General features: G+C 41.0%; 28 protein-coding genes. 21 read left to right on the forward strand and 7 right to left on the reverse strand.

Features of this window, described 5'->3' with window-relative positions:
• Window positions 1-29: 29 nt before the first annotated feature.
• The 7 genes from ACPFYS_RS05475 to ACPFYS_RS05505 all read right to left on the reverse strand — a co-directional run bounded on the left by ACPFYS_RS05475 (window position 30) and on the right by ACPFYS_RS05505 (window position 5,196).
• Complete coding sequence (locus tag ACPFYS_RS05475) at window positions 30-152, reverse strand: class III lanthipeptide (RefSeq protein WP_421793015.1); 123 nt, start codon at window positions 150-152, stop codon at window positions 30-32.
• Entirely contained in the window at window positions 149-2,758 is a 2,610-nt protein-coding gene (gene lanKC / locus ACPFYS_RS05480) for a class III lanthionine synthetase LanKC (protein WP_427877675.1), read from the reverse strand. The genes ACPFYS_RS05475 and lanKC overlap by 4 nt, the downstream gene beginning before the upstream one ends.
• 23 nt (window positions 2,759-2,781) lie before the next feature.
• A complete protein-coding gene (locus ACPFYS_RS05485; protein WP_421793014.1) occupies window positions 2,782-2,919 on the reverse strand; it encodes a class III lanthipeptide in 138 nt (45 codons plus the stop codon).
• Window positions 2,919-3,338, reverse strand: a complete 420-nt coding sequence (locus ACPFYS_RS05490; RefSeq protein ID WP_427877676.1) for a hypothetical protein — start codon at window positions 3,336-3,338, stop codon at window positions 2,919-2,921. Before ACPFYS_RS05490 ends, ACPFYS_RS05485 begins: the two co-directional genes overlap by 1 nt.
• An 11-nt stretch (window positions 3,339-3,349) precedes the next feature.
• Window positions 3,350-3,490 (reverse strand): hypothetical protein, encoded by a 141-nt coding sequence (locus ACPFYS_RS05495; protein ID WP_421793012.1) that lies wholly within the window; start codon window positions 3,488-3,490, stop codon window positions 3,350-3,352.
• A gap of 13 nt (window positions 3,491-3,503) precedes the next feature.
• Window positions 3,504-3,746, reverse strand: coding sequence for a helix-turn-helix transcriptional regulator (locus tag ACPFYS_RS05500; RefSeq protein WP_427876507.1), 243 nt, complete (start codon window positions 3,744-3,746; stop codon window positions 3,504-3,506).
• Window positions 3,747-4,398: 652 nt separating this feature from the next.
• Window positions 4,399-5,196 (reverse strand): IS3 family transposase, encoded by a 798-nt coding sequence (locus ACPFYS_RS05505; RefSeq protein ID WP_427876509.1) that lies wholly within the window; start codon window positions 5,194-5,196, stop codon window positions 4,399-4,401.
• A gap of 596 nt (window positions 5,197-5,792) precedes the next feature.
• Between ACPFYS_RS05505 and ACPFYS_RS05510 the strand changes: the two genes are divergently transcribed.
• From ACPFYS_RS05510 to ACPFYS_RS05610, 21 genes are all read left to right on the forward strand, one after another.
• Entirely contained in the window at window positions 5,793-6,425 is a 633-nt protein-coding gene (locus ACPFYS_RS05510) for an RNA polymerase sigma factor (protein WP_427876511.1), read from the forward strand.
• 100 nt (window positions 6,426-6,525) lie between these two features.
• A complete protein-coding gene (locus tag ACPFYS_RS05515; protein ID WP_004114712.1) occupies window positions 6,526-6,705 on the forward strand; it encodes a hypothetical protein in 180 nt (59 codons plus the stop codon).
• 11 nt (window positions 6,706-6,716) lie between these two features.
• Window positions 6,717-7,025, forward strand: coding sequence for a hypothetical protein (locus ACPFYS_RS05520; protein ID WP_427876513.1), 309 nt, complete (start codon window positions 6,717-6,719; stop codon window positions 7,023-7,025).
• Window positions 7,018-8,148: a DUF2800 domain-containing protein gene (locus ACPFYS_RS05525; RefSeq protein WP_427876515.1), complete on the forward strand. Its 1,131-nt coding sequence runs from the start codon at window positions 7,018-7,020 to the stop codon at window positions 8,146-8,148. The genes ACPFYS_RS05520 and ACPFYS_RS05525 overlap by 8 nt, the downstream gene beginning before the upstream one ends.
• A gap of 4 nt (window positions 8,149-8,152) precedes the next feature.
• A complete protein-coding gene (locus tag ACPFYS_RS05530; protein ID WP_004117141.1) occupies window positions 8,153-8,701 on the forward strand; it encodes a DUF2815 family protein in 549 nt (182 codons plus the stop codon).
• Between the two features lie 226 nt (window positions 8,702-8,927).
• Window positions 8,928-11,831: a DNA polymerase gene (locus ACPFYS_RS05535; RefSeq protein ID WP_427876518.1), complete on the forward strand. Its 2,904-nt coding sequence runs from the start codon at window positions 8,928-8,930 to the stop codon at window positions 11,829-11,831.
• Between the two features lie 153 nt (window positions 11,832-11,984).
• Window positions 11,985-12,353 (forward strand): hypothetical protein, encoded by a 369-nt coding sequence (locus ACPFYS_RS05540; RefSeq protein ID WP_427876520.1) that lies wholly within the window; start codon window positions 11,985-11,987, stop codon window positions 12,351-12,353.
• Window positions 12,353-14,566, forward strand: coding sequence for a phage/plasmid primase, P4 family (locus ACPFYS_RS05545; RefSeq protein WP_427876522.1), 2,214 nt, complete (start codon window positions 12,353-12,355; stop codon window positions 14,564-14,566). The genes ACPFYS_RS05540 and ACPFYS_RS05545 overlap by 1 nt, the downstream gene beginning before the upstream one ends.
• A gap of 451 nt (window positions 14,567-15,017) precedes the next feature.
• Window positions 15,018-15,299 carry a hypothetical protein gene (locus ACPFYS_RS05550; RefSeq protein WP_231108433.1) on the forward strand — a complete coding sequence of 94 codons (282 nt, stop codon included), beginning with the start codon at window positions 15,018-15,020 and terminating at the stop codon, window positions 15,297-15,299.
• A complete protein-coding gene (locus ACPFYS_RS05555) occupies window positions 15,271-15,561 on the forward strand; it encodes a VRR-NUC domain-containing protein (protein WP_427876524.1) in 291 nt (96 codons plus the stop codon). The genes ACPFYS_RS05550 and ACPFYS_RS05555 overlap by 29 nt, the downstream gene beginning before the upstream one ends.
• Window positions 15,542-16,981 (forward strand): SNF2-related protein, encoded by a 1,440-nt coding sequence (locus ACPFYS_RS05560; RefSeq protein WP_427876526.1) that lies wholly within the window; start codon window positions 15,542-15,544, stop codon window positions 16,979-16,981. The genes ACPFYS_RS05555 and ACPFYS_RS05560 overlap by 20 nt, the downstream gene beginning before the upstream one ends.
• Window positions 16,941-17,369 carry a sigma factor-like helix-turn-helix DNA-binding protein gene (locus ACPFYS_RS05565; protein WP_004105016.1) on the forward strand — a complete coding sequence of 143 codons (429 nt, stop codon included), beginning with the start codon at window positions 16,941-16,943 and terminating at the stop codon, window positions 17,367-17,369. Before ACPFYS_RS05560 ends, ACPFYS_RS05565 begins: the two co-directional genes overlap by 41 nt.
• Window positions 17,370-17,512: 143 nt before the next feature.
• Window positions 17,513-17,872: an HNH endonuclease gene (locus ACPFYS_RS05570; protein ID WP_285085396.1), complete on the forward strand. Its 360-nt coding sequence runs from the start codon at window positions 17,513-17,515 to the stop codon at window positions 17,870-17,872.
• Between the two features lie 159 nt (window positions 17,873-18,031).
• On the forward strand, window positions 18,032-18,583 hold the full coding sequence (locus ACPFYS_RS05575; protein WP_032842293.1) for a P27 family phage terminase small subunit: 552 nt from the start codon (window positions 18,032-18,034) through the stop codon (window positions 18,581-18,583).
• Between the two features lie 11 nt (window positions 18,584-18,594).
• Window positions 18,595-19,380 (forward strand): S-adenosylmethionine synthetase N-terminal domain-containing protein, encoded by a 786-nt coding sequence (locus ACPFYS_RS05580; protein ID WP_427876529.1) that lies wholly within the window; start codon window positions 18,595-18,597, stop codon window positions 19,378-19,380.
• A 14-nt stretch (window positions 19,381-19,394) separates the two neighbouring features.
• A complete protein-coding gene (locus tag ACPFYS_RS05585) occupies window positions 19,395-20,630 on the forward strand; it encodes a site-specific DNA-methyltransferase (protein WP_427876531.1) in 1,236 nt (411 codons plus the stop codon).
• A 98-nt stretch (window positions 20,631-20,728) separates the two neighbouring features.
• Window positions 20,729-21,379 (forward strand): virulence protein, encoded by a 651-nt coding sequence (locus ACPFYS_RS05590; protein WP_427876533.1) that lies wholly within the window; start codon window positions 20,729-20,731, stop codon window positions 21,377-21,379.
• Window positions 21,363-21,527, forward strand: a complete 165-nt coding sequence (locus ACPFYS_RS05595) for a hypothetical protein (RefSeq protein WP_427876535.1) — start codon at window positions 21,363-21,365, stop codon at window positions 21,525-21,527. The genes ACPFYS_RS05590 and ACPFYS_RS05595 overlap by 17 nt, the downstream gene beginning before the upstream one ends.
• A gap of 163 nt (window positions 21,528-21,690) precedes the next feature.
• Window positions 21,691-21,975 carry a transcriptional regulator gene (locus tag ACPFYS_RS05600; protein WP_192382078.1) on the forward strand — a complete coding sequence of 95 codons (285 nt, stop codon included), beginning with the start codon at window positions 21,691-21,693 and terminating at the stop codon, window positions 21,973-21,975.
• A 149-nt stretch (window positions 21,976-22,124) separates the two neighbouring features.
• Window positions 22,125-22,349 carry a DUF7678 domain-containing protein gene (locus tag ACPFYS_RS05605; protein ID WP_004117088.1) on the forward strand — a complete coding sequence of 75 codons (225 nt, stop codon included), beginning with the start codon at window positions 22,125-22,127 and terminating at the stop codon, window positions 22,347-22,349.
• 124 nt (window positions 22,350-22,473) lie between these two features.
• Window positions 22,474-24,066: a terminase large subunit gene (locus ACPFYS_RS05610; RefSeq protein WP_427876538.1), complete on the forward strand. Its 1,593-nt coding sequence runs from the start codon at window positions 22,474-22,476 to the stop codon at window positions 24,064-24,066.
• The last annotated feature ends 2 nt before the right edge of the window (window positions 24,067-24,068 follow it).

Here is a 24,068-nt window from a genome sequence, read left to right on the forward strand (position 1 = left end):
CATTTTCTGTTCAATCCGACATGCAATCACTAGCAAATCAATAAACTAACTGAACTAAACTTCTTGCAACTAAAAGCAACGCTTACCGAAGAGGCAAATGCTACTGCGTTCTCCTCTGATGCAAGAGCCTGTAAAGACAGAACCTTGTTCATAATACACCTCCTTCCTTATTGGTCAACTGTTTATTTGTGGGATAGAACACACTCTTCACCCCTGGAATAGTTCCGAGAATTTCTCCCGATAAAGCATATATCCAACCACAAAGACCCGTGGCTAAATCAGTGGAAAATCGGTATGAAAAATCTCCTGGTGCATAGAGAACACCGTCATTCCTTGCTTCAACCAGATAGAGCGAAGCATACCGTAAGATATCACGCTCCTCTTTTTCTGAAAGATGATCTAAATAAAGAAGAGTTCCTAAAAGTCCTGCTTCTCCTTTAAATAAACCTGCGTGTGCACATGGACGTGCACTCATAGTATTAGATATTGCACGATAATCTATTGTCAGATCACATTCATCGCAAAGAGATTCTCGTATACTCATTACAATGGCTAAACCAGCACTTCCTAGCGAAAAGTATGGCATAAGCCTTCCGTCATCCGTCCAAAGATTGTATAGACCATCATCAGTTCTTAGTCTATTAACATCACTCTGTAAAAATTCATCTGCCATCTCAAGATACACTCGATTGTTTGTGATTTTATAAACTGCTAATGCAGCTAAGGCAAATCCTGACTTTCCAAACAACAAGCCAGTCTTGGTTGCATTCTCATCGAAAATAGTACTTGACATGTCATTCTCATCGTTTGCTTTGAGATACTTTAATGCTTTTTCGGCAATATCTAATGCGTGCGAAGATCCAGTCTCACGGTAGTAATACGCAAGAGTTAATATAACTCCAGCAAGACCAGACTCTAACGATAGATTACTAAATAAACGCGTGGACTCAATATATTCTCCCAATCTATTTACTAGTTTATCGGCAATTTCGTAATCCTTGATGCGTAAAGCCAATCCAACAAAACCAGAAATACCGGTATACAAGCCGACGGAGAATGGATCTTCAATCAAATCTTCTAAAGAACCTGTAATCCTGCGAAGCCAAGAAGAAATATTCCCGTATAAATTATTATAATTAGGACAATAGTCTAGCAATGTATTCCAAATCCCAGCCGCACCATAGGAAAGGCAATATTCTCTAATCATCCCTTCATGCTGCAGTGGATCGCCATAACCAAGACTAGGCTTACTAAAATCAACTTGTTTCAACAAAGAAGTAACCATGCGTCTGACATAATCATCCCTTGTGTTAATTGCAATCGGTGTGGATTGTATCAAACTTGAATTAGCTGACTCAATTTCAAAGCCCTCAGAGACTGCTGCTAAACGTACTTTAGAGATAATCTTCTCACCTTGCGATCCGAACTCAGAAGCAATCCAACAATTATATTCTTGCTGTTTAGCTGAGCCAAGAAGTTCCTCGGTTCCAATAGGTAATAAAGCACCACGGATTGTGCGATAAAGACCAATCCAGTCTCTTTTCTTTAGAGAATCTCTTGGAGAATCGTAGTAACCAGGAGTACCTAGGGTGATGAGTGGTTCATCCTCATCAGAAGAAGCTGTTTCGAAATCTATAATAGTAGCTGAGTATGAATCAGGATCAACCAGAATATTGTGTGGCTGAATATCTCCGTGGAACCACTTCTTTTTGTGAATTGACTTGATAGTTGACACTAATACATCTGTAAACCGATCTAAAGTATTCAAATATTGATTAACATCATTCTTAGAAGCAGTTGAGTTAAATGGATAAGAAATAGCTATCCATCTACCGAATGTCATTTTTTCATGGTACGTCTGGATAATATAATGGTGTTCCCAAACGTCAAACTCATCGACTATTTCAGGGATTCCCGCAGTTCCTTCAAGGTCTCGCAAAACATCAGCTTCATGAGAGATTCTTTGTATGGCATCCTGTTGTGCTGCATCTAAACCAGCGAAAGGACGACCTTCCTTCATAACATACTTGTGATTATCTTTCAGTACGGAATAAACACCACCACCTGTACTGAAATGCAATGCACCTTGTACTTCAAAACCATGGAAGTCCGAGGATGAGGAGTTTTCTTCTGTTTCATTTCTTAATTGGTCTTGCAGAAGAAAGTCTGGTGTTTTAACCCAATCTGGAACTCTGTAATACGGAACTCTGATATCTTCCTCTTTTTTGTTATCCGGATTAAGTATACAGAGCTTACCTTGTTGATCAAAAATTTTAACGAAACCACCATATCGATAATAAACAGGCCCAGATTGGAATCGCATATCACTTAGTATGTAGGGTGCTTCTCGATACTGCTCTAAGAGAGAGCTGAGACAAAACATTGTAGATTCAAGATCATCAGCTGAAGGATAAATTGTTATAAACTTTCCAGCTGAAACTCTATTACCACCTTTAGAGTTGCGAACCAACAGGCTTCTATACGATGGAGCATATTTAAACGAAATACCATGTCTGAAGCAAAACTTCGCAACTATATCAAGAACTCTCTGAGCGTTTTTGATTCTGGAAGAAACATGCAACTTCCAACCCTGAATAGGCAGATTACCATAATTTGGTGTCATGAATGTCCACTCAGAATCAGGAACTGTCTCCCAGTTGTCAGGGGCTTCACATCTAAAAAGATTGTCTTCTGAATCTTTGGGAAGCTGATAATATAATCCCGATTCCAGAATACTATCAAAATAACGCTGATACATTTCAGCCACCTATTCCACAACAGTTAAGACTTCGGGATACAAATCCAAAGACTAATAGTGCTTTTAACCTTACACACAAATCCTAGACTGATAGTAGACGCACCGCTATCTGAGGTTTCTTCAGTATCTAGACGCTGCAAATTAAGTACAATATTCATCATTATTTCTCCTTATAACCTATAGCAACATTACCTGTTTTATTAATCCCTGGTACTTTAAGAACATTAGAGCTTGGCTTGTCTTTTAAATCAAATTTACCAACTAAAAATAAAGCTTTATACCCTGAACTAGGCAAATTAAACTGTGAGTCAACTAATTTGATGGGCTTATCTCCAAGAGTAACTTTAGACAAATCATAATGAGAATCAAGAATGTCTCGTGACACAAAGAGATACAGTTCACCTTTATTCATATAATCGTCTGGTAGGCGATATTCTTTCTGAGATACCTCTACTGTTTCCCAATGATATGACGCAAGCTCTGCCTTCTCATCATCGTCGGCACATCCAGCAAGAGAGAAGAGTGATCCTAGCAGCAACAACACAACGAGACAATTTTGAACAATTATTTTATTCCTCATATTCGTCACCCCTAGCAAAGTAATACCGACGCACTACTCATTGGCATTAGAGTAGTCCAGACGCAACCTGCAACAGAAAGAAGTGAGAAGATGGAATCAACCTTTGTTTCTTCCTCAACTCGCAATGACTGCAAATTCAAAACCTTTTTCATAATTAACCTCCTTTTAATTAATAACACTTTCATTAGTATCATCGAAACCTGCAGAGAGAGACCATTCTGCGACATAGTCTGAAACACAAAACAGCTCTTCAATATCTACTTGTAACACATAAGCAAGCCGCGCAGCATGCTCTAATTTTGTATTGCTGTCTCCTTTCTCTAATACAAGAATCCCACGTCTTGTCAGTCCAACTGCCTTTGCTAATTGATACTGAGTGAGTCCTTTCTTTTTCCTAAACTCTCGCACTCTATTCTTAATATCAATCTCCCAAAATTTCCACTCTTGGTCGTCTTGAGTCGACCTTTTCTTTGATTATAACTCTGAGATGGACATTTGTCACTAAGCTTATGGGTTATTCTACAAAATAAAGCTTGTCAGTTTTAATATCTGTTTCTGCCATGATTTGATTTTAGTTTCAATCTAATAAATATCCACATCATGCAAAAAGCTCACGATGATTTCAGGCATACCTTTAGTAAGACACCTCATCCAGTAATAAGCTGACACTTTTTCTGTTTAAACAAGTTTTACACTATCTTTATTCTATTCGACAAAAACTTGACTTTTTCACAAAATCATATTTGACAACAGCTCTTTTAGCTATTTCTGTCACCTGCTCTCAATTAGTCATGTTTTTTGGTTATTCCCCAAATGTGTGTACAGAATTTCTTGTTTTTGTTCTTATTTGAGGCGTGTTATGAATTAAGCTCGTATTGTGGTGTAAAAATGAGGGTAAGCGGCAAAAAAGTGTGTCTGAAAACCCGAGTTATCGTTGAAATATCAATGAAAACTCTCTGTTGTTATGCTAAAAAAGCTTAACATTTAGTATTACTTGACATTGAAAACAAAAGGGGCTTAGGACAATTTTTAGACATTTTGTGCACCATAGCACGATGTTTCATAATTGTCTTTTAAGCCCCATTTTAATTCTGTGGTTGTTGTAAAAATCAATATAAGTATGAATAGCTTGACGTAATTCTTCTGTATTATCCCAGTTAAGTGGATAATACATTTCTGTTTTCATTCGTCTAAAAAAGCCTTCGCAGGCAGCATTATCTCCACTGTTTCCTTTTCTTGACGTGGAGCGTGTAATACCAAGACCTTCTAATCTCTCAATCCACCTACCGCCTCTATAGTGACCTCCTCTATCTGTATGAATAACTAAGCTTTTACATTCTGTAGTGTTAAGGGTAGTTAAGGCCCCTTCTAACATTTCATTTACAAGACACTGATCTGGGTGGTTTGAAAGAGCGTAAGAGACCACTTTACCATCAAAACAGTCAATCATAGGGCTTAAATAGAGTTTTGACTCTTTTACTGAAAACTCAGTAATGTCTGTAAGCCAAATCTTATTAGGTGAATCTGCATGAAAATTATTATTAACAATGTTACTACATGCGGGAGTAATTTCTCCTATGTAACTTGAATAGCGTCTTTTACGCCTAGCATATCTAACCTCAATTAACTCTTCTTTCATGAGCCGTCTTACTACTTTTTCAGATACTCTAATACCTTTAGTTATCAACACTAACCATATTCTAGGAGAACCATAAGTAAAGAAGTTTTCTTCTGCAATCTCATGTATACGACCTCGTATATGTGCGTATTTGTCAGGTTTTTGAAGAGCATTTTTAGCATAGTAATAACTTGAACGTTTTATCTGAAGTGTTTTAATCAGAAGCTCTAACGGTAACACTAAAAGTAGTTAGGCCTATAACACTTTTTGCGGAGTGAGGATTTCTGATATTAATACGGTTGGGATTATATTAGATTTGTTGGGATTGTATTAAATACAGTTGGGACTTTATTAGCCACGGTTGGGACTCTATTAGAGCGTGGCTAATGCTCGTTTTGTTTTCTAAAACGAGTGTTGTTTAACGAGAAGGGGGGTGAAAACATTGTTAACGCTTAAACCTCAAAGCACGTAGCTTTCAAGGCAAGTGTGGTTTTTACATGTCAAACTGTTATAAAAACGAGATTATTACACTCTTTTTTACACTCATGATACGGGTTTTAAGAAAGAGCGGGTAAATGTTATAAGAATTTTTGGAACAATTAACAAGATTGTGGTTAATGATTAATCAATAAGACACTACTAATAAACAGTTAAAGCCTGATTAGCTATAGGGCGATGAGATACGTCAATAGGATCCTCATGGTTTTTCATGACTCCTATGAAGTACCTCTATTCTACTATGGCTGTTTTTCAGGTATTAGAGTCGGTGCTTCATAAAGTATCGGCTCTTTTTTGTATGTGTCTTCACCCTACCGCTGCAGGCGGGAAGGGTGAGCATGAGGACTCGCAAAACTAATAGCAATGATCGAGCAACATATAAGTATACAAGTTGTGTTCGTAATGAAGATGGTAGTTATAGTGAAGAAACTATCGAAATCAAGCCAGGCGAGAATGGTGTAACTGAAGCGGATATTAAGATGCTTCACTCAATGGACGACAGTGAGGTTTACTACAACAATAAGAACCTGCGTCCTACTAGAACTGCTGAAGAAAAAGCTGAAATTGAAGATTGGAAAGAAAAATATATCCGGCGGTTTAATCTTAAGCATGGTTATGAGCCGAATAAGGATGATGTGGAGTATGCTGCTGAAGAGCATTTTCCACGTAACTATAATCTTTCGCTTGATTTTGATGCAGATGGTGAGCTTGGGGTAGATAAAAGTTATATTGCTGAAGCTCTTAGTACTACTGATGATTATGGTTTTAGCGGTGATGATTATGGTTTTGAAATGTCAGAGAGAACAGAATCCATGCTTTCAGTGCTGACAGATAAGCAGAGTCAAGTAGTAAAACTGATGTTTTTTGGAGGATACACTCAGTCAGAGATTGCAAGCATGCTTGGTATCTCGTCTGCTGGCGTGAAAAAGCATCTGGATAAGGCTCTAGAAAAGCTTAGAAAAACGCGTTAAAAATTCTAGAAATTTTATTTGGAGGAGGTTAAAAACTCCTCCTTTTTCTTTGCCTGTGATGTGTAAGGAAGAAACCCCTTACAGAAAGGAGGCAAAACTCGTGAAACACAAGATCGTTATTAACGTCACCGGTGAAAACGGTGAGAAGAAACAGGTTCTACGTGGAGCTGTGATGCGATTACCTCAGCGGTTTATCCGCTGGCTGTTTGGTGATTACTCGCAAGTCTACCTATTAGATCCTGGAAAGAGCGTTCAGTCAGTTGATGTCAAAGAAGTTTAAGGAGGAAAACCGTGAACAAGGAAATATTGAGAGAAGTCATCAAAGACTTGGAAAACTTAACAGCTCATCTTAAAGCACTATTTGATGATGCAGGTGCTTCTGGTGCTGGTTTTAAAGAAACATCTCCTAATAATAAGGAGTCTGTTAAAAAGGTGAGTTTAGAGGATGTGCGAGCGGTTTTAGCAAAACTTAGCCAACATGGCAAAACCGCGGAAGTAAAAGCGCTTATCGTCAAGTTCGGAGCTAACAAGCTTTCAGAACTTGATGAAAGTAAGTACGCTGAGCTTCTTGAAGAGGCGAAAGGTATGACAAGTGACTAAGCATGCTTTACTTTCCCCATCTTCTGCTCACAGGTGGATTAAGTGTACTCCGAGTGCTGTTTTAGAAGAAAAGTTTGAAAACACTACTTCTGTGGCGGCTGAGGAAGGAACGGCGGCACACGCGTGGTGTGAGTACAAGCTGAATAAGCTTCTTAACCGTCCGTGTGAAAAACCGTCCACCGAGTATGACTCAAACGAGATGCAGGAATGCTCGGATGCTTACGTGGATTTCGTAATGGAAAAATACGAGCAGGCAAAACTCAACTGTCAAGATCCTATCCTTCTCATAGAGCAAAAAGTTGATTTTTCAACTTACGTGCCTGACGGTTTTGGTACAGCGGACTGCATTATTGTAGGCGAAAAAACGCTGCAGGTTATCGACTTTAAGTACGGTCAAGGCGTGCTGGTTGATGCTTACGAGAATCCTCAGATGAAATGCTACGCGCTTGGAGCTTTAACGCTTTTCGACAGCTTGTATGAGATACAAACTGTTGAGATGAGTATTTTTCAGCCACGGCGTGACAACGTATCCACTTTCACACTACCTGTCGAAGAGCTAATCTCTTGGGCTGAAAGCGTGCTTAAACCAAAAGCAGAGCTTGCTATTAAAGGCGAAGGCGAATTTGAAGCCGGAGACTGGTGCAGGTTTTGCAGGGCAAAAGCAGTATGCAGAAAGCGTGCCGAAGAAAATCTAAAGCTTGCAGAACTTGAGTTCAAACCGCCTTCTGTTTTAACGGATAGTGAGATTGAAGAAGTGCTCACGCTTATACCGCAGTTAACAAAGTGGGCTGATGATGTTTTAGCGTACGCCACAGATTCCGCTATTAACCACGGCAAAGAGTGGTCTGGTTTCAAACTTGTAGAAGGCAGATCAGTTCGTAAGTTTAAGGATGAGACAGCGGTTATTGAGAAAGCAAAAGCTCATGGCTTTACCGACATTTTCAAAACTAGTCTTATCGGTTTAACGGAAATGCAAAAGCTGATGGGCAAGAAAAAATTTGAGGATATTCTGGGCGACCTCATTATCAAACCGTCCGGAAAACTTACGCTCGTACCAGACTCGGATAAGCGGGCAAAAGTTAACGTAACAAATGTAAACCAAGAATTCAAAAAGGAGAATTAGTACTATGTCTAAATTAAATAACACGAAGGTTATCACTGGTAAGAACACGCGTCTTTCCTATTTCAATGGTTGGGAGCCAAAGTCTATTAACGGCGGTCCTGAAAAATATAGTGTTTCACTGCTTATCCCTAAAAGTGATGTTGAAACAGTAAACGCTATTGAGAAAGCTATTGATGCTGCTATTGAGGAAGGTGTCGGCAAGTTTGGTGGTAAGAAACCAAACAAGGCTGCTCTTAAAACACCACTCAGGGACGGGGATATTGAGCGTGATGATGAAGCGTATAAAGGACACTATTTCATTAACGCGAACTCAACCACGGCTCCGCAGATTGTAGACAAACAGGTTAAACCAATCATGGATCGCAGTGAAGTGTATTCAGGCTGCTATGCGAGAGTTTCCATCAACTTCTACGCGTTTAACTCTAACGGTAATAAGGGTATCGCTTGCGGTCTTGGCAATATTCAAAAGATACGAGACGGTGAACCACTCGGCGGACGTAGCCTCGCAACCGATGATTTTACGACTTTAGAAGATGATGACTTTCTAGCATAAGGAGCGTGAGTTAATTATGGAAATTGTTATAGCGGTTTTTATTTCAGTGTTTATAGGAGTATTACTTCTTGATTTCACGGTAAAGAAACTCGTGAGTCTTTACGTTGATATTAAACACATTCTAAATAGGAATTAGAAGATTCCTGAAAAACAGGATTTAGAAGATTCTATAAGTGGGGTGGCAGGTTTTCTGTCACCTCTTTTATAAGCTTGGAGGTGATGTAATTTGAAAAATTTGAGTGTGGATTTAGAGACGTTTTCGAGTGTAAATCTTGGTAAATGTGGTGTTTACAAGTACGCAGAATCGGATGATTTTGAGATACTGCTTTTTGGCTACAGTGTGGATGGTAGTGAGGTTCAGGTCGTTGATTTAGCGCAAGGTGAAACCATACCCGAGGTTGTGCTTTCTGCTTTAACGGATGAAACGGTGACAAAGTGGGCGTTTAACGCTCAGTTTGAAAGAGTCTGCTTATCACGTTACTTGCGAGATAAAGGCATCAATGTTAACCCTGGTCAGACAGTGAAAAGTGAAGGCTTGTTTTTAAACCCAAGCTCCTGGCATTGCACAATGATCTGGTCAGCCACACTGGGGCTACCCATGTCTTTGGAAAGCGTGGGAGCAGTATTGGGTCTTGATAAGCAGAAACTCACTGAGGGTAAGAATCTTATTAAATATTTCTGCCTGCCGTGTAATCCTACGAAAGTAAACGGTGGAAGAACAAGAAACAAGTATTTCCACGATAAGGAAAAATGGGAGCAGTTTAAATCGTATAACAAGCGTGATGTGGAAGTTGAGATGAGTATTCAAGAAAAACTTTCACGCTTTCCTGTACCGGACTTTTTATGGCAGGAGTTTTATCTCGACCAAACCATTAACGATCGTGGGATAGGAGTAGATCCTCTTTTCGTTGATTCAGCTATAAAACTCGACCAGGAGGTGAAAACGCATCTCATGAGTGAGCTTAAGCATATTACGGGTTTAGAAAACCCGAACTCAGTGTTACAAATGCGCTCTTGGCTTAAAAAGCATGGTCTTGAAATGGAGTCGCTTGGTAAAAAAGAAGTCGCTAAAGAACTTAAGACAGTGGGTAAAGAGTTGGCGGAAGTGTTGCGGCTTCGTCAGCAGCTTGCTAAATCATCGGTGAAAAAGTATACGGTGATGAAAAACGCTGCATGCATGGATTATCGGGAGCGTGGCATGTTTCGCTTCTATGGTGCAAACCGTACAGGAAGGTTTGCGGGAAGGCTCGTGCAATTACAAAACCTGCCACAAAACCATTTGCCTGATCTAGCGGAGGCTAGAAGTCTTGTTAAACAAGGAAATGTTGAAGCTTTGGAAATGCTTTATGAGGATATTCCGGATACTTTATCCCAGCTTATTCGCACTGCTTTTATTCCACGCACGGGATTGAAGTTTATTGTCGCGGACTTTTCAGCGATCGAAGCGAGAGTCTTGGCTTGGCTTGCAGGTGAAAAATGGCGTATGCGAGTATTCGAGGAAGGTAAAGACATTTACTGCTCGTCAGCATCTCAAATGTTTAGCGTGCCTGTTGAAAAGCATGGAGTAAACGGGCATTTGCGGCAGAAAGGTAAGATAGCGGAACTTGCTTGTATTGCTGAAGGTGAACTTGTACTCACAGATGAAGGGCTTGTTCCAATTGAAGAAGTCACTACAAAACAAAAAGTGTGGGACGGAGAAAACTGGGTCAACCATAACGGAGTTGTTTTTAAGGGTGTAAAGGAGGTAATCGAGTATGAAGGACTTAGAGCAACACCAGACCATCTCGTCTGGGTTAAAGGGAAACCGAAGCCAATACGGTTTATTGAATCCGCCATCTGCAAAACACATCTCATACAAACCGGAGATGGTCGGAGAACAATACGGCTGGGTGAAAATCATAAGTGCAGAGAAACACTGGAATCAAAAGCAAAACCACTGTTATGTATTGACACAATGCGTAGGGTGCGGAAGCGTTCAATGGCAGGACTTAAACAGTCTAAAGTCGGGCAAATCAAAAGGGTGTCAAGCTTGCTCGCAGCCGAAACAAATACCAATATGGCTAGAAAAGCGGCTAAGTGCTGCGAAACAGCGATGCATCAATCCAAGAGATCCAAATTACAAAAACTATGGTGCAAGAGGGATAAAGTGGTGCTTCCATTCTGTTTTAGAAGCAGGCTTGTGGATTTTACAAGAGATAGACAATGTGCGAAAAGACTGGGAATTAGATCGGATAAATACAAACGGCAACTACGAAAAAGGAAATATCCGCTTTGTTCCAAGAATAGTCAATCAAAACAACAAGCAGAACGCTATCCTAACACGGTGGGAGCAACAATATTGGCCATACGCAAGATCGGTAGTTACGAGAATGTTATCGAAAGGAATAGGCAGAGAAGAAATCATATCAAGAGCAAATACAGCTGTAGTGCAACACAGGAAAAACTGGCGTTTAATCGAAGCAAGGCTCGAGTTTATGACATACGAAATGCCGGACCAAATCATCGTTTTACCGTATCGGGAAAGCTCGTGCATAACTGTGGCTACGGTGGTGCAGTAGGAGCATTAAAGGCAATGGGTGCTCTTGATATGGGTTTACATGAAGATGATTTGCAACAGTTGGTTAATGATTGGAGATCTGCTAATCCACATATTGTTTCATTGTGGTGGGATGTGGACAGAGCGGTAAAACAGTGTGTACACGAACACGTATCTGTTCGAACACACAATATTGTGTTCACTTACAAGAGTGGGTTTCTTATCATCGAACTGCCGTCTAAAAGATGCCTTTACTATGTGAAGCCACGTGTGGAAGAAAACAAGTACGGTGGTGAATCGGTCACCTATGAGGGTGTGGGATCTACTAAAAAATGGGAGCGGCTGGAAAGTTATGGTCCTAAATTCGTGGAAAACATTACGCAAGCTATAGCTCGTGACATTCTACTTTACGCCATGCAAACGCTGAAAGAATATCGCATTGTTGCTCATGTGCATGATGAAGCCATTATCGAAACCGATAAGAATGTGAGTGTTCAAAGCGTGTGTGAGCTAATGGGAAGAACACCACCTTGGGCGGAAGGGCTTGTTTTACGCGCTGACGGCTACGAGTGTGAGTTTTACAAAAAAGATTAAAAAATTTTTAGGAGCAGGGTTAAAAACCTGCTCTTTTTCTTTGCCTGTGATTTAGAAGGTAATACCGCCTTCAGAAAGAACGTAAAAGGATACGCGAATGACTATTAAAAACAATATTAGTAAGCAAAAACGTGGTGTTAAAGGAGACTAAAAGTGAGTAAGACTTATAAAAAACATTTAGAAACGACACCGAATTTTAAGCCTATCGTCTACATTTGTGCTCCCTACCGTGGAGATAAAGAAAGAAACGTGAACCACGCTATCCGGTGTGCGGCTTACGCGTATTCACGCGGAGCAATCCCAATCACTCCACACCTGCTTTTCCCGTTCATGGATGATGAGAATCAAAAGCATAGAGGGGATGCGATGTTTATGGACATTATCCTCTTAGGCAAGTGCAACGAACTATGGGTGTTCGGGGAAAAAATCACAGGCGGCATGCAAGTAGAAATCAATCTGGCAGAAAAACGCAGGCAGCCGATTAAGTATTTTACGGATAAGGATTTAGGGGGTGAATATTGATGCTTGAATGCAAAATTTATACAGCTTCCTGTGTGGGAAACAGCAGTAACTGCTTGTATCCTGACGAAATAAAAGTCTGTGATCGAGATAGTTTTAATAAGGCTATCTCTTTTGACCATGTCACAGCACAGTTTACTAACAGTTATAGGTCTAAAGATAATTTCATTTCATCTACCTGTATTCCGATGGACTGTGATAACGATCATTCTGATGTTGGTAAAGACTGGGTGACGCCTTTTGATGTTGCTTTAGCGTTTCCGAACGTGTGCTTTTACGCGTCTTATAGTAGAAACCACATGAAAGACAAGCATGGGAAGTGTGCAAGACCACGTTTTCACGTGTATTTTCCAATTGAAGAAGTAAGCGATGCTAAAGCTTATGTGGAGCTTAAAACAAAGATTCAATCAGTATTCCCGTATTTTGACAGTAACGCTCTTGATGCGGCACGTTTTCTCTACGGTGTTAAAACTCCACAGGTAGAACTTTACGATGGTGAAAAAACAATCACTGATTTCCTCTCGGAAGAAGATTTCAGTGAATTTGATGCAGGAACAGAAGAAATACCATCAGGGCAGAGAAACTCTAGGCTTAGTCATATCGCAGGAAAACTCATCAAACGTTATGGTGCTACAGATGAAACACATGAGAAGTTTTTGAGTGAAGCAGAACGGTGCAATCCTCCTTTGCCTGATGCAGAATTATCTAAAATCTGGTATTCGGCTAAAAAGTTCGGGCTTAAAGTAGCAAGTCAAGAAGGTTATATTCCGCCTAGCGAGTATGGCAAAAGCTATGAGGAGTATAAGCCGGATGATTTAACAGATATTGCGATGGCTGAGGTTTTTGCCAAACATAACAAGAATAAGGCTGTTTATACGATGTCTGCCGGCTGGCTTTACTGGACGGGCAAGAAGTGGGAAGCGTCTGAGCTTAAAGTTATGAAACTTTACATGCTTATTGCTAAAAAGGTTTTGAAAAATGCTGGTATCGAGTTTAAGACAGCTTACGAAGAGTTCGTTCAAGCCGAATCATCGGGTGATAAAGAGCAGGCGGATAAAGCGAAAAGTGAAGTGAATCGAGCAAAGCAGTATCTTTCGTTTGCTAAGAAGATGAATGATCACAGTAAAGTGTCCGGGATATTAAAGCTTGCTAAATCCATGCTGGAAGTTGCAAACGAAGAACTGGATCGTGATGCTTTCATTCTAAACACGCCTTGCGGAATCGTGGATTTAAAGACTGGAGAGCTAAAAGCACATGATCCGTGTTTGTACTGCACGAAAATGACCGCTGTTTGCCCTTCACGGGACAACGTGGGATTGTGGCAGACAACGCTTGATATGGTTACCGCAGGTGATAAAGAGTTTCAGACATTTCTTCAAAGCCATGCGGGTAGTACGCTTATAGGTCAAGTGTTTGAAGAGTCACTTTTGCTAGTGTACGGGTCAGGCGGTAACGGTAAGTCGACCGTGTTTAATGCGGAAGCACACGTGCTTGGAGATTATGCGGGGAAAATACCTGCAGAGTCTTTAACCACTCGGGCTAAAAACGTGAAAGTTGATTTAGCGGAGCTTTGTGGTAAAAGGTTTATTCTTGCCTCGGAAACTGAGGAAGGGCAAAGGCTTTCTATTTCCATGCTGAAACAGATAGCAAGCGTGGATGATATTTCAGCTGAGAGGAAATATTATGCTCCTTTTACGTTTACACCAAGCCACTCAACTATTCTCTACACGAACCATCTGCCGAAAGTCGGTTCGAACGATAAGGGAACGTGGCGGAGAATCTTTGTCGCACCGTTTACGAAAGAAATCAAGAATCCGAAAACAGACTATGTTGATGAACTTTTGCAAAAAGCAGGTGGGGCAATACTTCAATGGATGATTGAAGGAGCCAAGATTTATATCCAAAACAGTTATAAATTCCCTACTTGTAAGGTGGTAGAGCAGGCTAAGGACGCTTATCGGGCTGAAAACGACTGGATAGGCCATTTCGTCACTGATTATTGCATTAAGGGTGTGAATGAAACGGAGATGAGTAGGAGTCTTTACTTGTCTTACCGTCAGTGGGCAAACCTTAATGGTGAATATGTTAGAAACGATAGGGATTTTTCTAAGGCTTTACTGTTAGCGGGTTATAGCAAAAAACGGACGGGTAAAGGCTATCAGTGGTGTGGGCTTTCCATTAATCCGAATTTGCAGGCACAGGAGGATTTTCTTTGATGTAAAGCACGGTAAAACTGAAAGATGCTTCCTGAAAAATGTATTGGCGTGTAGGCAAATGTTTTACGTGGTAAAAACTGGGTTCAGAGAAAAATGTTCTATAGGATTTTTTCATACACGAAAATAGTCTTTGCCTACACGCTACCATGCACGTTTTCAAGAAAGAAAAGCCTGATAAATAGGGGTTTTGTATTGTAGTGTACCCTTTTTCTTTACTTTTTATATAAGAGAAAAAAATAAAAGAAATATAAGTGTATATAGAGAAAAGTAAAAGATGGGTCTAAAGCATACATGGCTACACAAATAACATTCGCCTGATGTAAACGGGCAAAACCAACGAATGAAACAACACTATCCAATAAATGAAAAATAAGATTTGAGAAAGGTGGAATAAACCATGATTAACAAACAAGAGAGAACGGTAGAAACCTACAAGCAAGCAGGAGCAGCAATGCGACTGACTAAGAGTCTGATTAGCCAATTAGTGGTTGATATTAGCCCGGTGCTTTTAGCGAAAGATCAAGACAGACTGTTAAAAGCCATGAACATGATTGATGAAGTATCTTCGCATGCTGAGGACAATATGTTCAAAGATCACCCACAGTTAAGCAATCACTATATTGACGTGTTTTACGGTGATGTTTCTGATGAGCCGAGAAACGAAGTTGATAAGAAAATCATTGAGATGGCAAAAGAGGTATCTGATGGGCTTTTTACGAGAAAAGGAAACTGAGCGAAAACTCGTCCGTGATGTTAAAGCTTCGGGAGGGCTTTGTTTAAAGCTTACGAGTCCTTCTGTTGACGGGCTTCCTGACAGGCTGGTTTTACTTAATGGCGGAAAGATTGGTTTTGTGGAGCTTAAAGCACCAGGTAAAAAGCCTAGAGTTTTACAGGTGAAACGGATGAAGGATTTACAGGCTTTAGGTTTTAAGGTTTTCGTGGTTGATGAGAAGAGTCAGATTGGAGGTGTGATTGATGCGATACGAGCCACATGAGTATCAAAAGTATGCGACTGATTTTATTATCACACACCCGGTTTCAGCGGTTTTGCTTGAAATGGGACTTGGTAAGAGTGTGATAAGTCTTACAGCGATTAACGACTTGATGCTTGACTCTTTTGATGTTTCCAGGACTCTGGTTATCGCTCCTCTTAGGGTTGCGAACGCTACGTGGCCTTTAGAGTTAGAAAAGTGGGAGCATTTAAAACACCTTACTTATTCTGTTGTGACGGGCAGTGAGAAGGAGCGGATTCAAGCACTAAAAACCCCTGCTCACGTTTATATTATTAACCGTGAAAACGTGGAGTGGCTGATAATGAAAAGCGGCCTGCCGTTTAATTTCGACATGGTTGTGATAGATGAGCTTTCAAGTTTTAAATCGTATCAGGCGAAACGTTTTAAAGCATTACTGAAGGCTAGGCCGAAAGTTAAAAGGATTGTAGGTCTTACGGGAACTCCTTCTTCTAACGGGCTTATGGATTTGTGGGCTGAGTTTAGGCTGCTTGATATGGGTGAAAGACTAGGCCGTTATATTACGTATTATCGGCAGAACTTTTTTAATCCTGATAAGCGTAACCAGCACATGGTTTTTTCCTATAAGCCTAAAGATGGTGCTGAGAGTTTAATCTATAAGCAGATAGCTGATATTACGATTTCGATGAAGTCAAAAGACTATTTGAAAATGCCTGCGTGTGTGATAAACGAGGTGAAAGTAGAGTTATCCGGTAAGGAGCGAAAACTCTACGATGAGCTGAAACAGGATATGGTGGTGTCGTTGGAGGGTAAAGAGATTGATGCGATTAACGCAGCGTCTCTTTCAAATAAGCTTCTTCAAATGGCAGGCGGCGCGGTTTATAACGAGAAAAAAGAAAGCGTTCATATTCATGATCGTAAGCTTGATGCTTTAGAGGATTTAATCGAGGCTGCTAACGGTAAACCGGTGCTTGTAGCTTACTGGTTTAAGCATGATCTTGAGCGGATTAAGAATCGTTTTAACGTGCGTGAGATTAAAACGGGTGCTGATATTGCTGACTGGAATGCCGGCATGATTCCTGTAGCGTTGATTCACCCGGCTTCCGCGGGTCATGGTCTTAACCTACAGGCTGGCGGTTCTACTCTTATCTGGTTTTCCCTGACTTGGAGTTTGGAACTTTACCAGCAGACGAACGCCAGGCTTAACCGTCAGGGTCAAACCAGCACGGTTGTAATCCATCACATTATCACTAAGGACACGATTGATGAGGATGTGATGAGGGCTTTAAGCATGAAGGCTAAAGTGCAGGATGCTTTAATCGAGTCGGTTAAGGCAAGACTATCAATTAATGAAGTGAGGGAAAGGGGTTCTAGAGAGAACTTACCTCAAAATGGAGGTAAGAATGAACAAAAAAGAATACTTACGGCAAGCCTATCTTCTTGATAAGCGGATTAAGGCTGATATGGATGAGGTGGTAAGACTGCGTGAGCTTGCTACAAGTGTTTCTTCATTAAGATACGACAGAGAGTATGTGCAGACGACTCGAAGTATAGAAGCTCCGTTTGTGAAAGCTCTTATAAGGGTTATGGATTTAGAAGCCAAGATTAACATGGAGATTACGATGCTTATCAGTTTGAAAGAGCAGATTTTGGATGTGATTTCTAAACTTGAAAGCGTGGATGAGCAGATGATTTTACGCTACCGCTACATGAGTAACATGACGTGGGAGGATATTGGTAACGAACTCCATGCTAGCAGAATGACGATTATAAGAGGGCATGGGAAAGCGTTAGAGCACATAGTTTTACCAGATAATCTAATCCAAATCTGAAAAAATGGTACGGTTTGGTACGCTCTGATACGAGATGTTACAGCCTTCTATATGGTAGTATATAGTTAGCAAAAACTGTAAATATTAAGCCTTGGAAGAGTAATCTTTCAGGGCTTTTTTCATGCCTAAAGGGAGGATGAGTCTTGCCAAGAAAACCTAAAAGACCGTGTTCTTATCAAGGCTGTCCTAACCTAACTGACGGCAGGTTTTGTGAGGAACACTTAAAACAAGAGAATCGACGCTACGAAAAATACGAGCGTCCTTATGATGCTCACAAGCGTTACGGCAGAGCATGGCAGAAAGTCAGGGATTCTTATGTGAGAGAGCATCCTTTCTGTGAGCTTTGCTTTAAGAACCATATGCTTGTGCCTGTTGAGCAGGTTCATCATATTAAACCGATTGCTGAAGGCGGAACGCATGAGAGGAATAATCTTATTTCTCTATGCAAATCCTGTCATTCTAAAATTCACGCTAAGCGTGGAGATCGCTGGCATAACAAATAACCCACCCCCTAGGGGGGTTTAAATCTCTACGAGCCTACCCCATGGGGAACGGGCGCAGGGTATTTTGCGTAAAAACAGCGAAATCAAAAGGGTAATAGGCAAAATCAAACACGAAAAATTTTTAGTAGTTAAAACTCACGTGGGAAGGAGGCGGAAAGTTTGCCTACAAAATCAAATAATATCGGCGGTCGTGGCGGCAGACGCGTGGGTGCCGGGCGGAAGAAGAAAGCGGTTGTTGAAAAAGCGAGTGAAGGAAACCCCGGTGGCAGGCCTTTAAGCGTTCTTGATATTCCGGAGCTTGAAGGTGCTGAAATGCCTCAGCCTCACGAGTTTTTATCCGCCACGCAAAAAGACGGTACTCAGCTTCAGGCTAGAGAAATTTTCGCTGAAACATGGAAGTGGCTAAAAGACATTGGTGTTAGCAGTAAAGTGCCATCTCCTCTTATTGAACGGTATGCGATGAGCTGTGCTCGTTGGATTCAATGCGAGGAAGTAACCAGTAAACTCGGGTTTCTTTCCAAGCATCCAACCACGGGTAAACCGATACCATCGCCTTTTATCAACATTGGTATTAACTACATGAATCAGGCGGTCAGGCTTTGGAATGAGATTTTCCAAATTGTGAAAGAAAACTGTTCGACTGAGTTTGATGGTGTTTCACCTCAAAACGATTTAATGGAACGCCTGCTTATTACACGTAAAAACATATAAGGAGAAAAATTATGATAGAAAAAGTAAACCCGTCACATGTCGACAAGATTGCGGATCGTATTGCTGGAGCAATTGTTGATCTGGCTTACAAGCTGGATGAGAATCCGAAGATTGCTGTTGAAGTGATGCTCGGGCATGGTAAGTGTGCCGTGTGTATTGAAAGCACGGTGATGTTTAAGTTTAAGGATATTAAAAATATTATCCACCGTTTAAGCCCTGGGAAAGTAAAGATTGATATTACGGTTGTGCCGCAGGATAAGCATTTAAGCCGAAACCAGGATGGTATGGTTCGCTGCGCTGATAACGGGATTTTTAAAGGCGTACCACTAACAGACGAACAGAAGAAACTCTCTACTATTGCTCGAAAGGTTTATGAAAAGTATCCGTATGACGGCAAGTATGTTCTTGATGGTGAAAAGCTTATCATCTGCCAGTCTCACGCTAAACGAGAAGACTTATTGAAAGACTATCCGAATGCGTTTGTTAATCCTTTAGGTGACTGGACGGGTGGTATCAACGTGGATACGGGAGCGGTTAATCGAAAACTCGGGTCAGACATGGCTGATGCTGTCACGGGCGGCGGCCTTCATGGTAAGGATCTTACGAAAGCTGACGTGTCGGTTAACATTTACGCGTTTTTGAAAGCACAGGAAACCGGTCGGGTGGTTGAGTTTTCTTGTGCTATAGGGGATGAAATGGTTGATGGTAAACCGTATGCGCAGATTGTGGAAATTGCGAAAGATTATATTGACTCGGTGGGTGGTTTTGAAAAGCTGGCTTGCTGGGGTCTTTTCTAATGGGAGGAAAGCTTATGGAAAAAGAAATGCAGTATTATTTGGCTGACGTAAGTGAGCTTATTCCGTATGTGAGAAACGCTCGCACACACTCTGAGGCGCAAGTATCTCAGATAGCGGCAAGTATTCGCGAGTTTGGTTTTCTATCCCCAATTCTAGTGGCGGAGGATAATACGATTCTCGCGGGGCATGGCAGGCTTGCCGCGGCATTAAAACTGGGTCTTAAAAAAGTTCCGTGCGTGAAAGAAAACCATTTAACTGAAACACAAAAGCGTGCTTATATTATCGCGGATAATAAACTTTCACTTAACGCAGGCTGGGATAGTGAGCTTTTAGCTGTCGAGTTGTCAGAGCTTGAAGGAGCTGATTTTAACCTTGATCTTCTCGGGTTTGACGAGGCGGAGCTTTCCAGTATTTTTGATGCCGATAAAGACGTAAACGAAGACGATTTTGATGTTGAAAAAGAATTGGAAGAACCGTGTTTTTCTAAAACAGGTGACATGTGGACGCTTGGCAGGCATCGTATTATTTGCGGTGATGCCACTAAGTTAGAAACATATAAGACGCTTCTTGAGAATACTAAAGTGAATCTGGTGGTTACTGATCCGCCTTATAACGTGAACTATGAGGGTTCTGCTGGGAAAATTAAAAACGATAATATGGAAAATGACAAGTTTTACCAGTTTCTTTTCAACTCGTTCGTGAACATGGAGCAGGCGATGGCAGATGATGCGTCTATCTACGTGTTTCATGCTGACACGGAGGGTTTGAATTTTAGAAAAGCATTCCAGGATGCGGGGTTTTATCTTTCAGGTTGTTGTATTTGGAAGAAACCGTCGCTGGTGTTGGGTAGAAGCCCTTACCAGTGGCAGCATGAACCGTGTTTGTATGGGTGGAAGAAAAAAGGTAAACACAAGTGGTACGCGGGTAGGAAAGAAACTTCAGTTTGGGAGTTTGAAAAGTCTAAGAAAAACGCTGATCATCCAACCATGAAACCAATAGCTCTTTTAGCGTATCCGATTAAAAACTCGAGTATGACGAACTCGCTTGTGTTAGATCCGTTTGCTGGAAGTGGTAGCACGCTTATAGCCTGCGAGCAGACGGGTAGAATCTGCTACGCTATCGAGCTTGATGAGAAATATTGTGACGTGATTGTGAAACGTTATATTGAGCAGGTTGGAAATGATAAGAGTGTGAAAGTTTTAAGAGGCGGTAAAGAATACTCGTTTACTGAAGTATGTACTAACAAGTAAGACTCGTATTTTATATGAAAAATAGTTTACGACCGCTTGATAAAAACCTTCTTTAGAGTGATTTATATATGTACCCGAAAAAATCTAAAGGAGGCAAAATGGAATTAAAATACGGGTTAAAAGGAAAAGATAGGCAGCCGCTTATTAAAGCTATAGAGGATTCTACGGGAGTAAAGGCTGTTTACTTAAAAACTCCGAGTATGTCTTACAAGATAGGTGTTTTCAACATTAGTAAAGATGGTACGGTCACGTGTAGTAGTGAAGAGAACTTAGATGATTTGAAAAACATGTTAGACGTTGACTATGGTATAAGTCTTCCAGTCTGCGCGTGTGATGGTACGCAATGTTTTAGTGTTGAGTTTCCTAAAGATAAGGCTGATGTGGTAAAGCTTAGGAAAATTCTTGATAATAAGGGTGATCTTATTAAAAAAGCGTTAGGAGTGAACAGTCTTAATATTAAGGAAGAAGATGATAAGCTTATTTTTCCTTGGTTTGAGCAGGCTAACCAACCAGGCTTGGCATCCTATGCGAAGTTTATAAACAGTCTTTGTAAAATGAGCGTGGAAATTAAACGCGTAAATAATAGTAAGCGTGAGCCGGTTAACGATAAGTATGCTTTCAGATGTTTCCTTCTTAGACTCGGGTTTATAGGAGACGAGTTTAAACAAGACAGGAAAATTATGCTTTCCCGTTTAGAAGGCTCCTGCGCTTTTAGAAACGGGGGTGAGCGTAATGCTGTATTCGAGTGAAGACCAGGCGTACGAGTTGAGTGAAGACTGTCCTACAGGCTCTTTGGTTGAAGAAATTTTCGCGAATTTAGAGCAAGAGAACGAGGTTTTTGTAAAAGCATGTTTGACTGTAGTAGATGATTTTTGGGTGATGATTATTTCCGCATGATTTTAGAAACGTTTAACGGTTTTTAAGAGTAAAAAAATTAGCGAAAACTGGTGGGGAAAAAACGTGTAAATACCCGGTGTTTCTTGGCTTAAAAGCTTGCTATTCTGCTCTTTTAGAGTGATATATAGTATCAGCAAAAACACATGCGCAAAGGAGAAAACCTGTGAAAAAAGAAATTTTACAAAACCTCGCAAACGAAGTTAAAACATGCAGACGCTACACATTAAACGCAGTCAAAAAAGCTGAAGAAGGGAAAATTAGTTCGGCTATCAGCATGCTCGACATTGCGCAAACAGCAAAAACCTGCGCCAGTAAAGCTCACGAGGAGCTTTGGAAGGTAAGCGGAGGAAAACTAAACGATACGGAGTTTGAACTGTTTGCGGATGCTGAAACCTTGGACAAGGATATTCAAAAAGCTTATCAAGCGATTCAACAAGCAAGAAGCTAAAAGAAAGGGGGATAGTCAGCCATAGGGTTGGAAGGCTGGAGAAAAATCGTGGAATTATCTGCGATTTTTTCTCGTTTATGGCTTGCTATTCTGCTCTTTTAGAGTGATATATAGTACTAACAAAAAACACAGAAAAAGGAGAAAAAATCATGTGGGAACAAGATACGCTTAAAGTAGAAGATCAGGTTGTAAGCTACAGTATGAAGGTTTTTGAAGAGCCAAGCGAATATGGGATTAACCAGGGAAGAATTTCCAAGCTCACTTTGAAAAACAATAACAAGGTTATCGCAAACTACGATAGAGGCTGGGACATTATGCCAACAAGCAAGCTTGCAAACGAGGCTTTAGAAATGATCCTAGACGCTAGAAACTAAAAACTGAAATTTTATTAAAAGCAGCAGGGCTTTTAAGGCCCTGTTTCTCGTTAAGAAAAACTAAGAAATGATGTGGACGCAAGTAAGCGTCTTTTTTTATGCCTAAAGAAAGGAGGAGCTTAAGTTGCAAAAATACGAGGTTACTAAGTTTAAAAAAGAAGATTCAACGTATAGTAAGGATTTAGCGGATTATGCCGTGAGTTTTATCGAATGTTTAACACACACTAAGGGAACGTGGGCTGGTAAGCCTTTTAAGCTCCTTGACTGGCAGGAGCAGATTATTAGGGACTTGTTTGGCGTGGTGAAACCGAATGGTTACCGTCAGTTTAATACTGCTTATATTGAGATACCTAAGAAGATGGGTAAAAGTGAGTTGGCTGCTGCAGTAGCCTTGCTTTTATGCTGTGGGGATAATGAGGAGCGTGCCGAGGTTTATGGTTGTGCGGCGGACCGTCAGCAGGCAACGATCGTGTTTGACGTGGCGGCGGACATGGTTAGAATGTGTCCGGCTCTTAATCGTAGGGTTAAAATTTTAGCTTCGCAAAAACGTATTATTTTCCTACCAACTAACAGTTTCTACCAGGTTTTATCGGCTGAAGCTTACTCTAAACACGGTTTTAACATTCACGGTGTCGTGTTTGATGAGCTTCACACGCAGCCAAACCGTAAACTTTTTGACGTGATGACTAAAGGCTCCGGGGATGCTCGCATGCAGCCACTATATTTTCTGATTACCACGGCTGGTACGGATACGCATTCTATCTGCTATGAGACGCATCAGAAAGCAGTGGATATTCTCGAGGGTAGGAAAATTGATCCAACTTTTTACCCAGTGATTTATGGTGCAAAAGATTCGGATGATTGGACGGATCCGAAGGTGTGGAAGAAAGCTAATCCTTCTCTTGGGGTGACGGTTCAAATGGAGAAAGTTAAGGCTGCTTTCGAGTCAGCCCGGCAAAATCCTGGTGAAGAGAATGCTTTCCGTCAGCTTCGTCTTAACCAGTGGGTGAAACAGTCTATTCGTTGGATGCCGATGGAAAAGTGGGATGCTTGCGGTTTTCAGGTGAATGAGGAAGAACTAGAGGGCAGGGTCTGCTACGGGGGTCTTGACCTTTCAAGCACCACTGATCTTACGGCTTTTTCGCTTGTGTTTCCGCCTTTAGATGAGTCGGATAAGTTTCGTATCCTACCTTATTTTTGGGTGCCTGAAGAAACCTTGAGTTTGCGCGTGAAACGAGATCACGTGCCGTATGACGTGTGGGAAAAACAAGGGTTTATTAAGACTACGGAAGGAAACGTTGTTCACTATGGGTTTATTGAAAAATTCATCGAAACTTTAGGTGAACGTTTCAATATTCGTGAGATTGCTTTCGACCGTTGGGGCGCGGTGCAAATGGTGCAAAACCTTGAAAACATGGGGTTTACCGTGGTTCCGTTCGGACAGGGATTTAAGGATATGAGTCCGCCTACCAAGGAGCTTATGAAGCTTGTGCTCGAGCAGAAAATCGCACACTCCGGTCATCCGGTGCTTCGCTGGAACATGGACAACATATTTATTAGGACAGATCCTGCAGGAAACATTAAGGCAGATAAGGAAAAATCAACAGAGAAAATTGATGGTGCTATCGCAACCATCATGGCGCTTGACCGTGCTATCAGATGCGGTAATGCGAACACTCAAAGCGTGTATGACGCTCGAGGAATCCTATTCATGTAAGG

The sequence above is a fragment of the Gardnerella sp. 2492 genome (assembly GCF_050320365.1).
In the GTDB taxonomy this organism is placed as follows: Bacteria; Actinomycetota; Actinomycetes; order Actinomycetales; family Bifidobacteriaceae; genus Bifidobacterium.

Bases quoted from the DNA above. Each gene is read 5' to 3' on its own strand.
- ACPFYS_RS05475 (WP_421793015.1), bottom strand. From the start codon at position 152: ATGAACAAGGTTCTGTCTTTACAGGCTCTTGCATCAGAGGAGAACGCA.
- lanKC (WP_427877675.1), bottom strand. From the start codon at position 2,758: ATGTATCAGCGTTATTTTGATAGTATTCTGGAATCGGGATTATATTAT.
- ACPFYS_RS05485 (WP_421793014.1), bottom strand. From the start codon at position 2,919: ATGATGAATATTGTACTTAATTTGCAGCGTCTAGATACTGAAGAAACC.
- ACPFYS_RS05490 (WP_427877676.1), bottom strand. From the start codon at position 3,338: ATGAGGAATAAAATAATTGTTCAAAATTGTCTCGTTGTGTTGTTGCTG.
- ACPFYS_RS05495 (WP_421793012.1), bottom strand. From the start codon at position 3,490: ATGAAAAAGGTTTTGAATTTGCAGTCATTGCGAGTTGAGGAAGAAACA.
- ACPFYS_RS05510 (WP_427876511.1), top strand. From the start codon at position 5,793: ATGAGGACTCGCAAAACTAATAGCAATGATCGAGCAACATATAAGTAT.
- ACPFYS_RS05530 (WP_004117141.1), top strand. From the start codon at position 8,153: ATGTCTAAATTAAATAACACGAAGGTTATCACTGGTAAGAACACGCGT.
- ACPFYS_RS05545 (WP_427876522.1), top strand. From the start codon at position 12,353: ATGCTTGAATGCAAAATTTATACAGCTTCCTGTGTGGGAAACAGCAGT.
- ACPFYS_RS05550 (WP_231108433.1), top strand. From the start codon at position 15,018: ATGCGACTGACTAAGAGTCTGATTAGCCAATTAGTGGTTGATATTAGC.
- ACPFYS_RS05555 (WP_427876524.1), top strand. From the start codon at position 15,271: ATGGGCTTTTTACGAGAAAAGGAAACTGAGCGAAAACTCGTCCGTGAT.
- ACPFYS_RS05560 (WP_427876526.1), top strand. From the start codon at position 15,542: ATGCGATACGAGCCACATGAGTATCAAAAGTATGCGACTGATTTTATT.
- ACPFYS_RS05565 (WP_004105016.1), top strand. From the start codon at position 16,941: ATGAACAAAAAAGAATACTTACGGCAAGCCTATCTTCTTGATAAGCGG.
- ACPFYS_RS05580 (WP_427876529.1), top strand. From the start codon at position 18,595: ATGATAGAAAAAGTAAACCCGTCACATGTCGACAAGATTGCGGATCGT.
- ACPFYS_RS05585 (WP_427876531.1), top strand. From the start codon at position 19,395: ATGGAAAAAGAAATGCAGTATTATTTGGCTGACGTAAGTGAGCTTATT.
- ACPFYS_RS05590 (WP_427876533.1), top strand. From the start codon at position 20,729: ATGGAATTAAAATACGGGTTAAAAGGAAAAGATAGGCAGCCGCTTATT.
- ACPFYS_RS05595 (WP_427876535.1), top strand. From the start codon at position 21,363: ATGCTGTATTCGAGTGAAGACCAGGCGTACGAGTTGAGTGAAGACTGT.
- ACPFYS_RS05605 (WP_004117088.1), top strand. From the start codon at position 22,125: ATGTGGGAACAAGATACGCTTAAAGTAGAAGATCAGGTTGTAAGCTAC.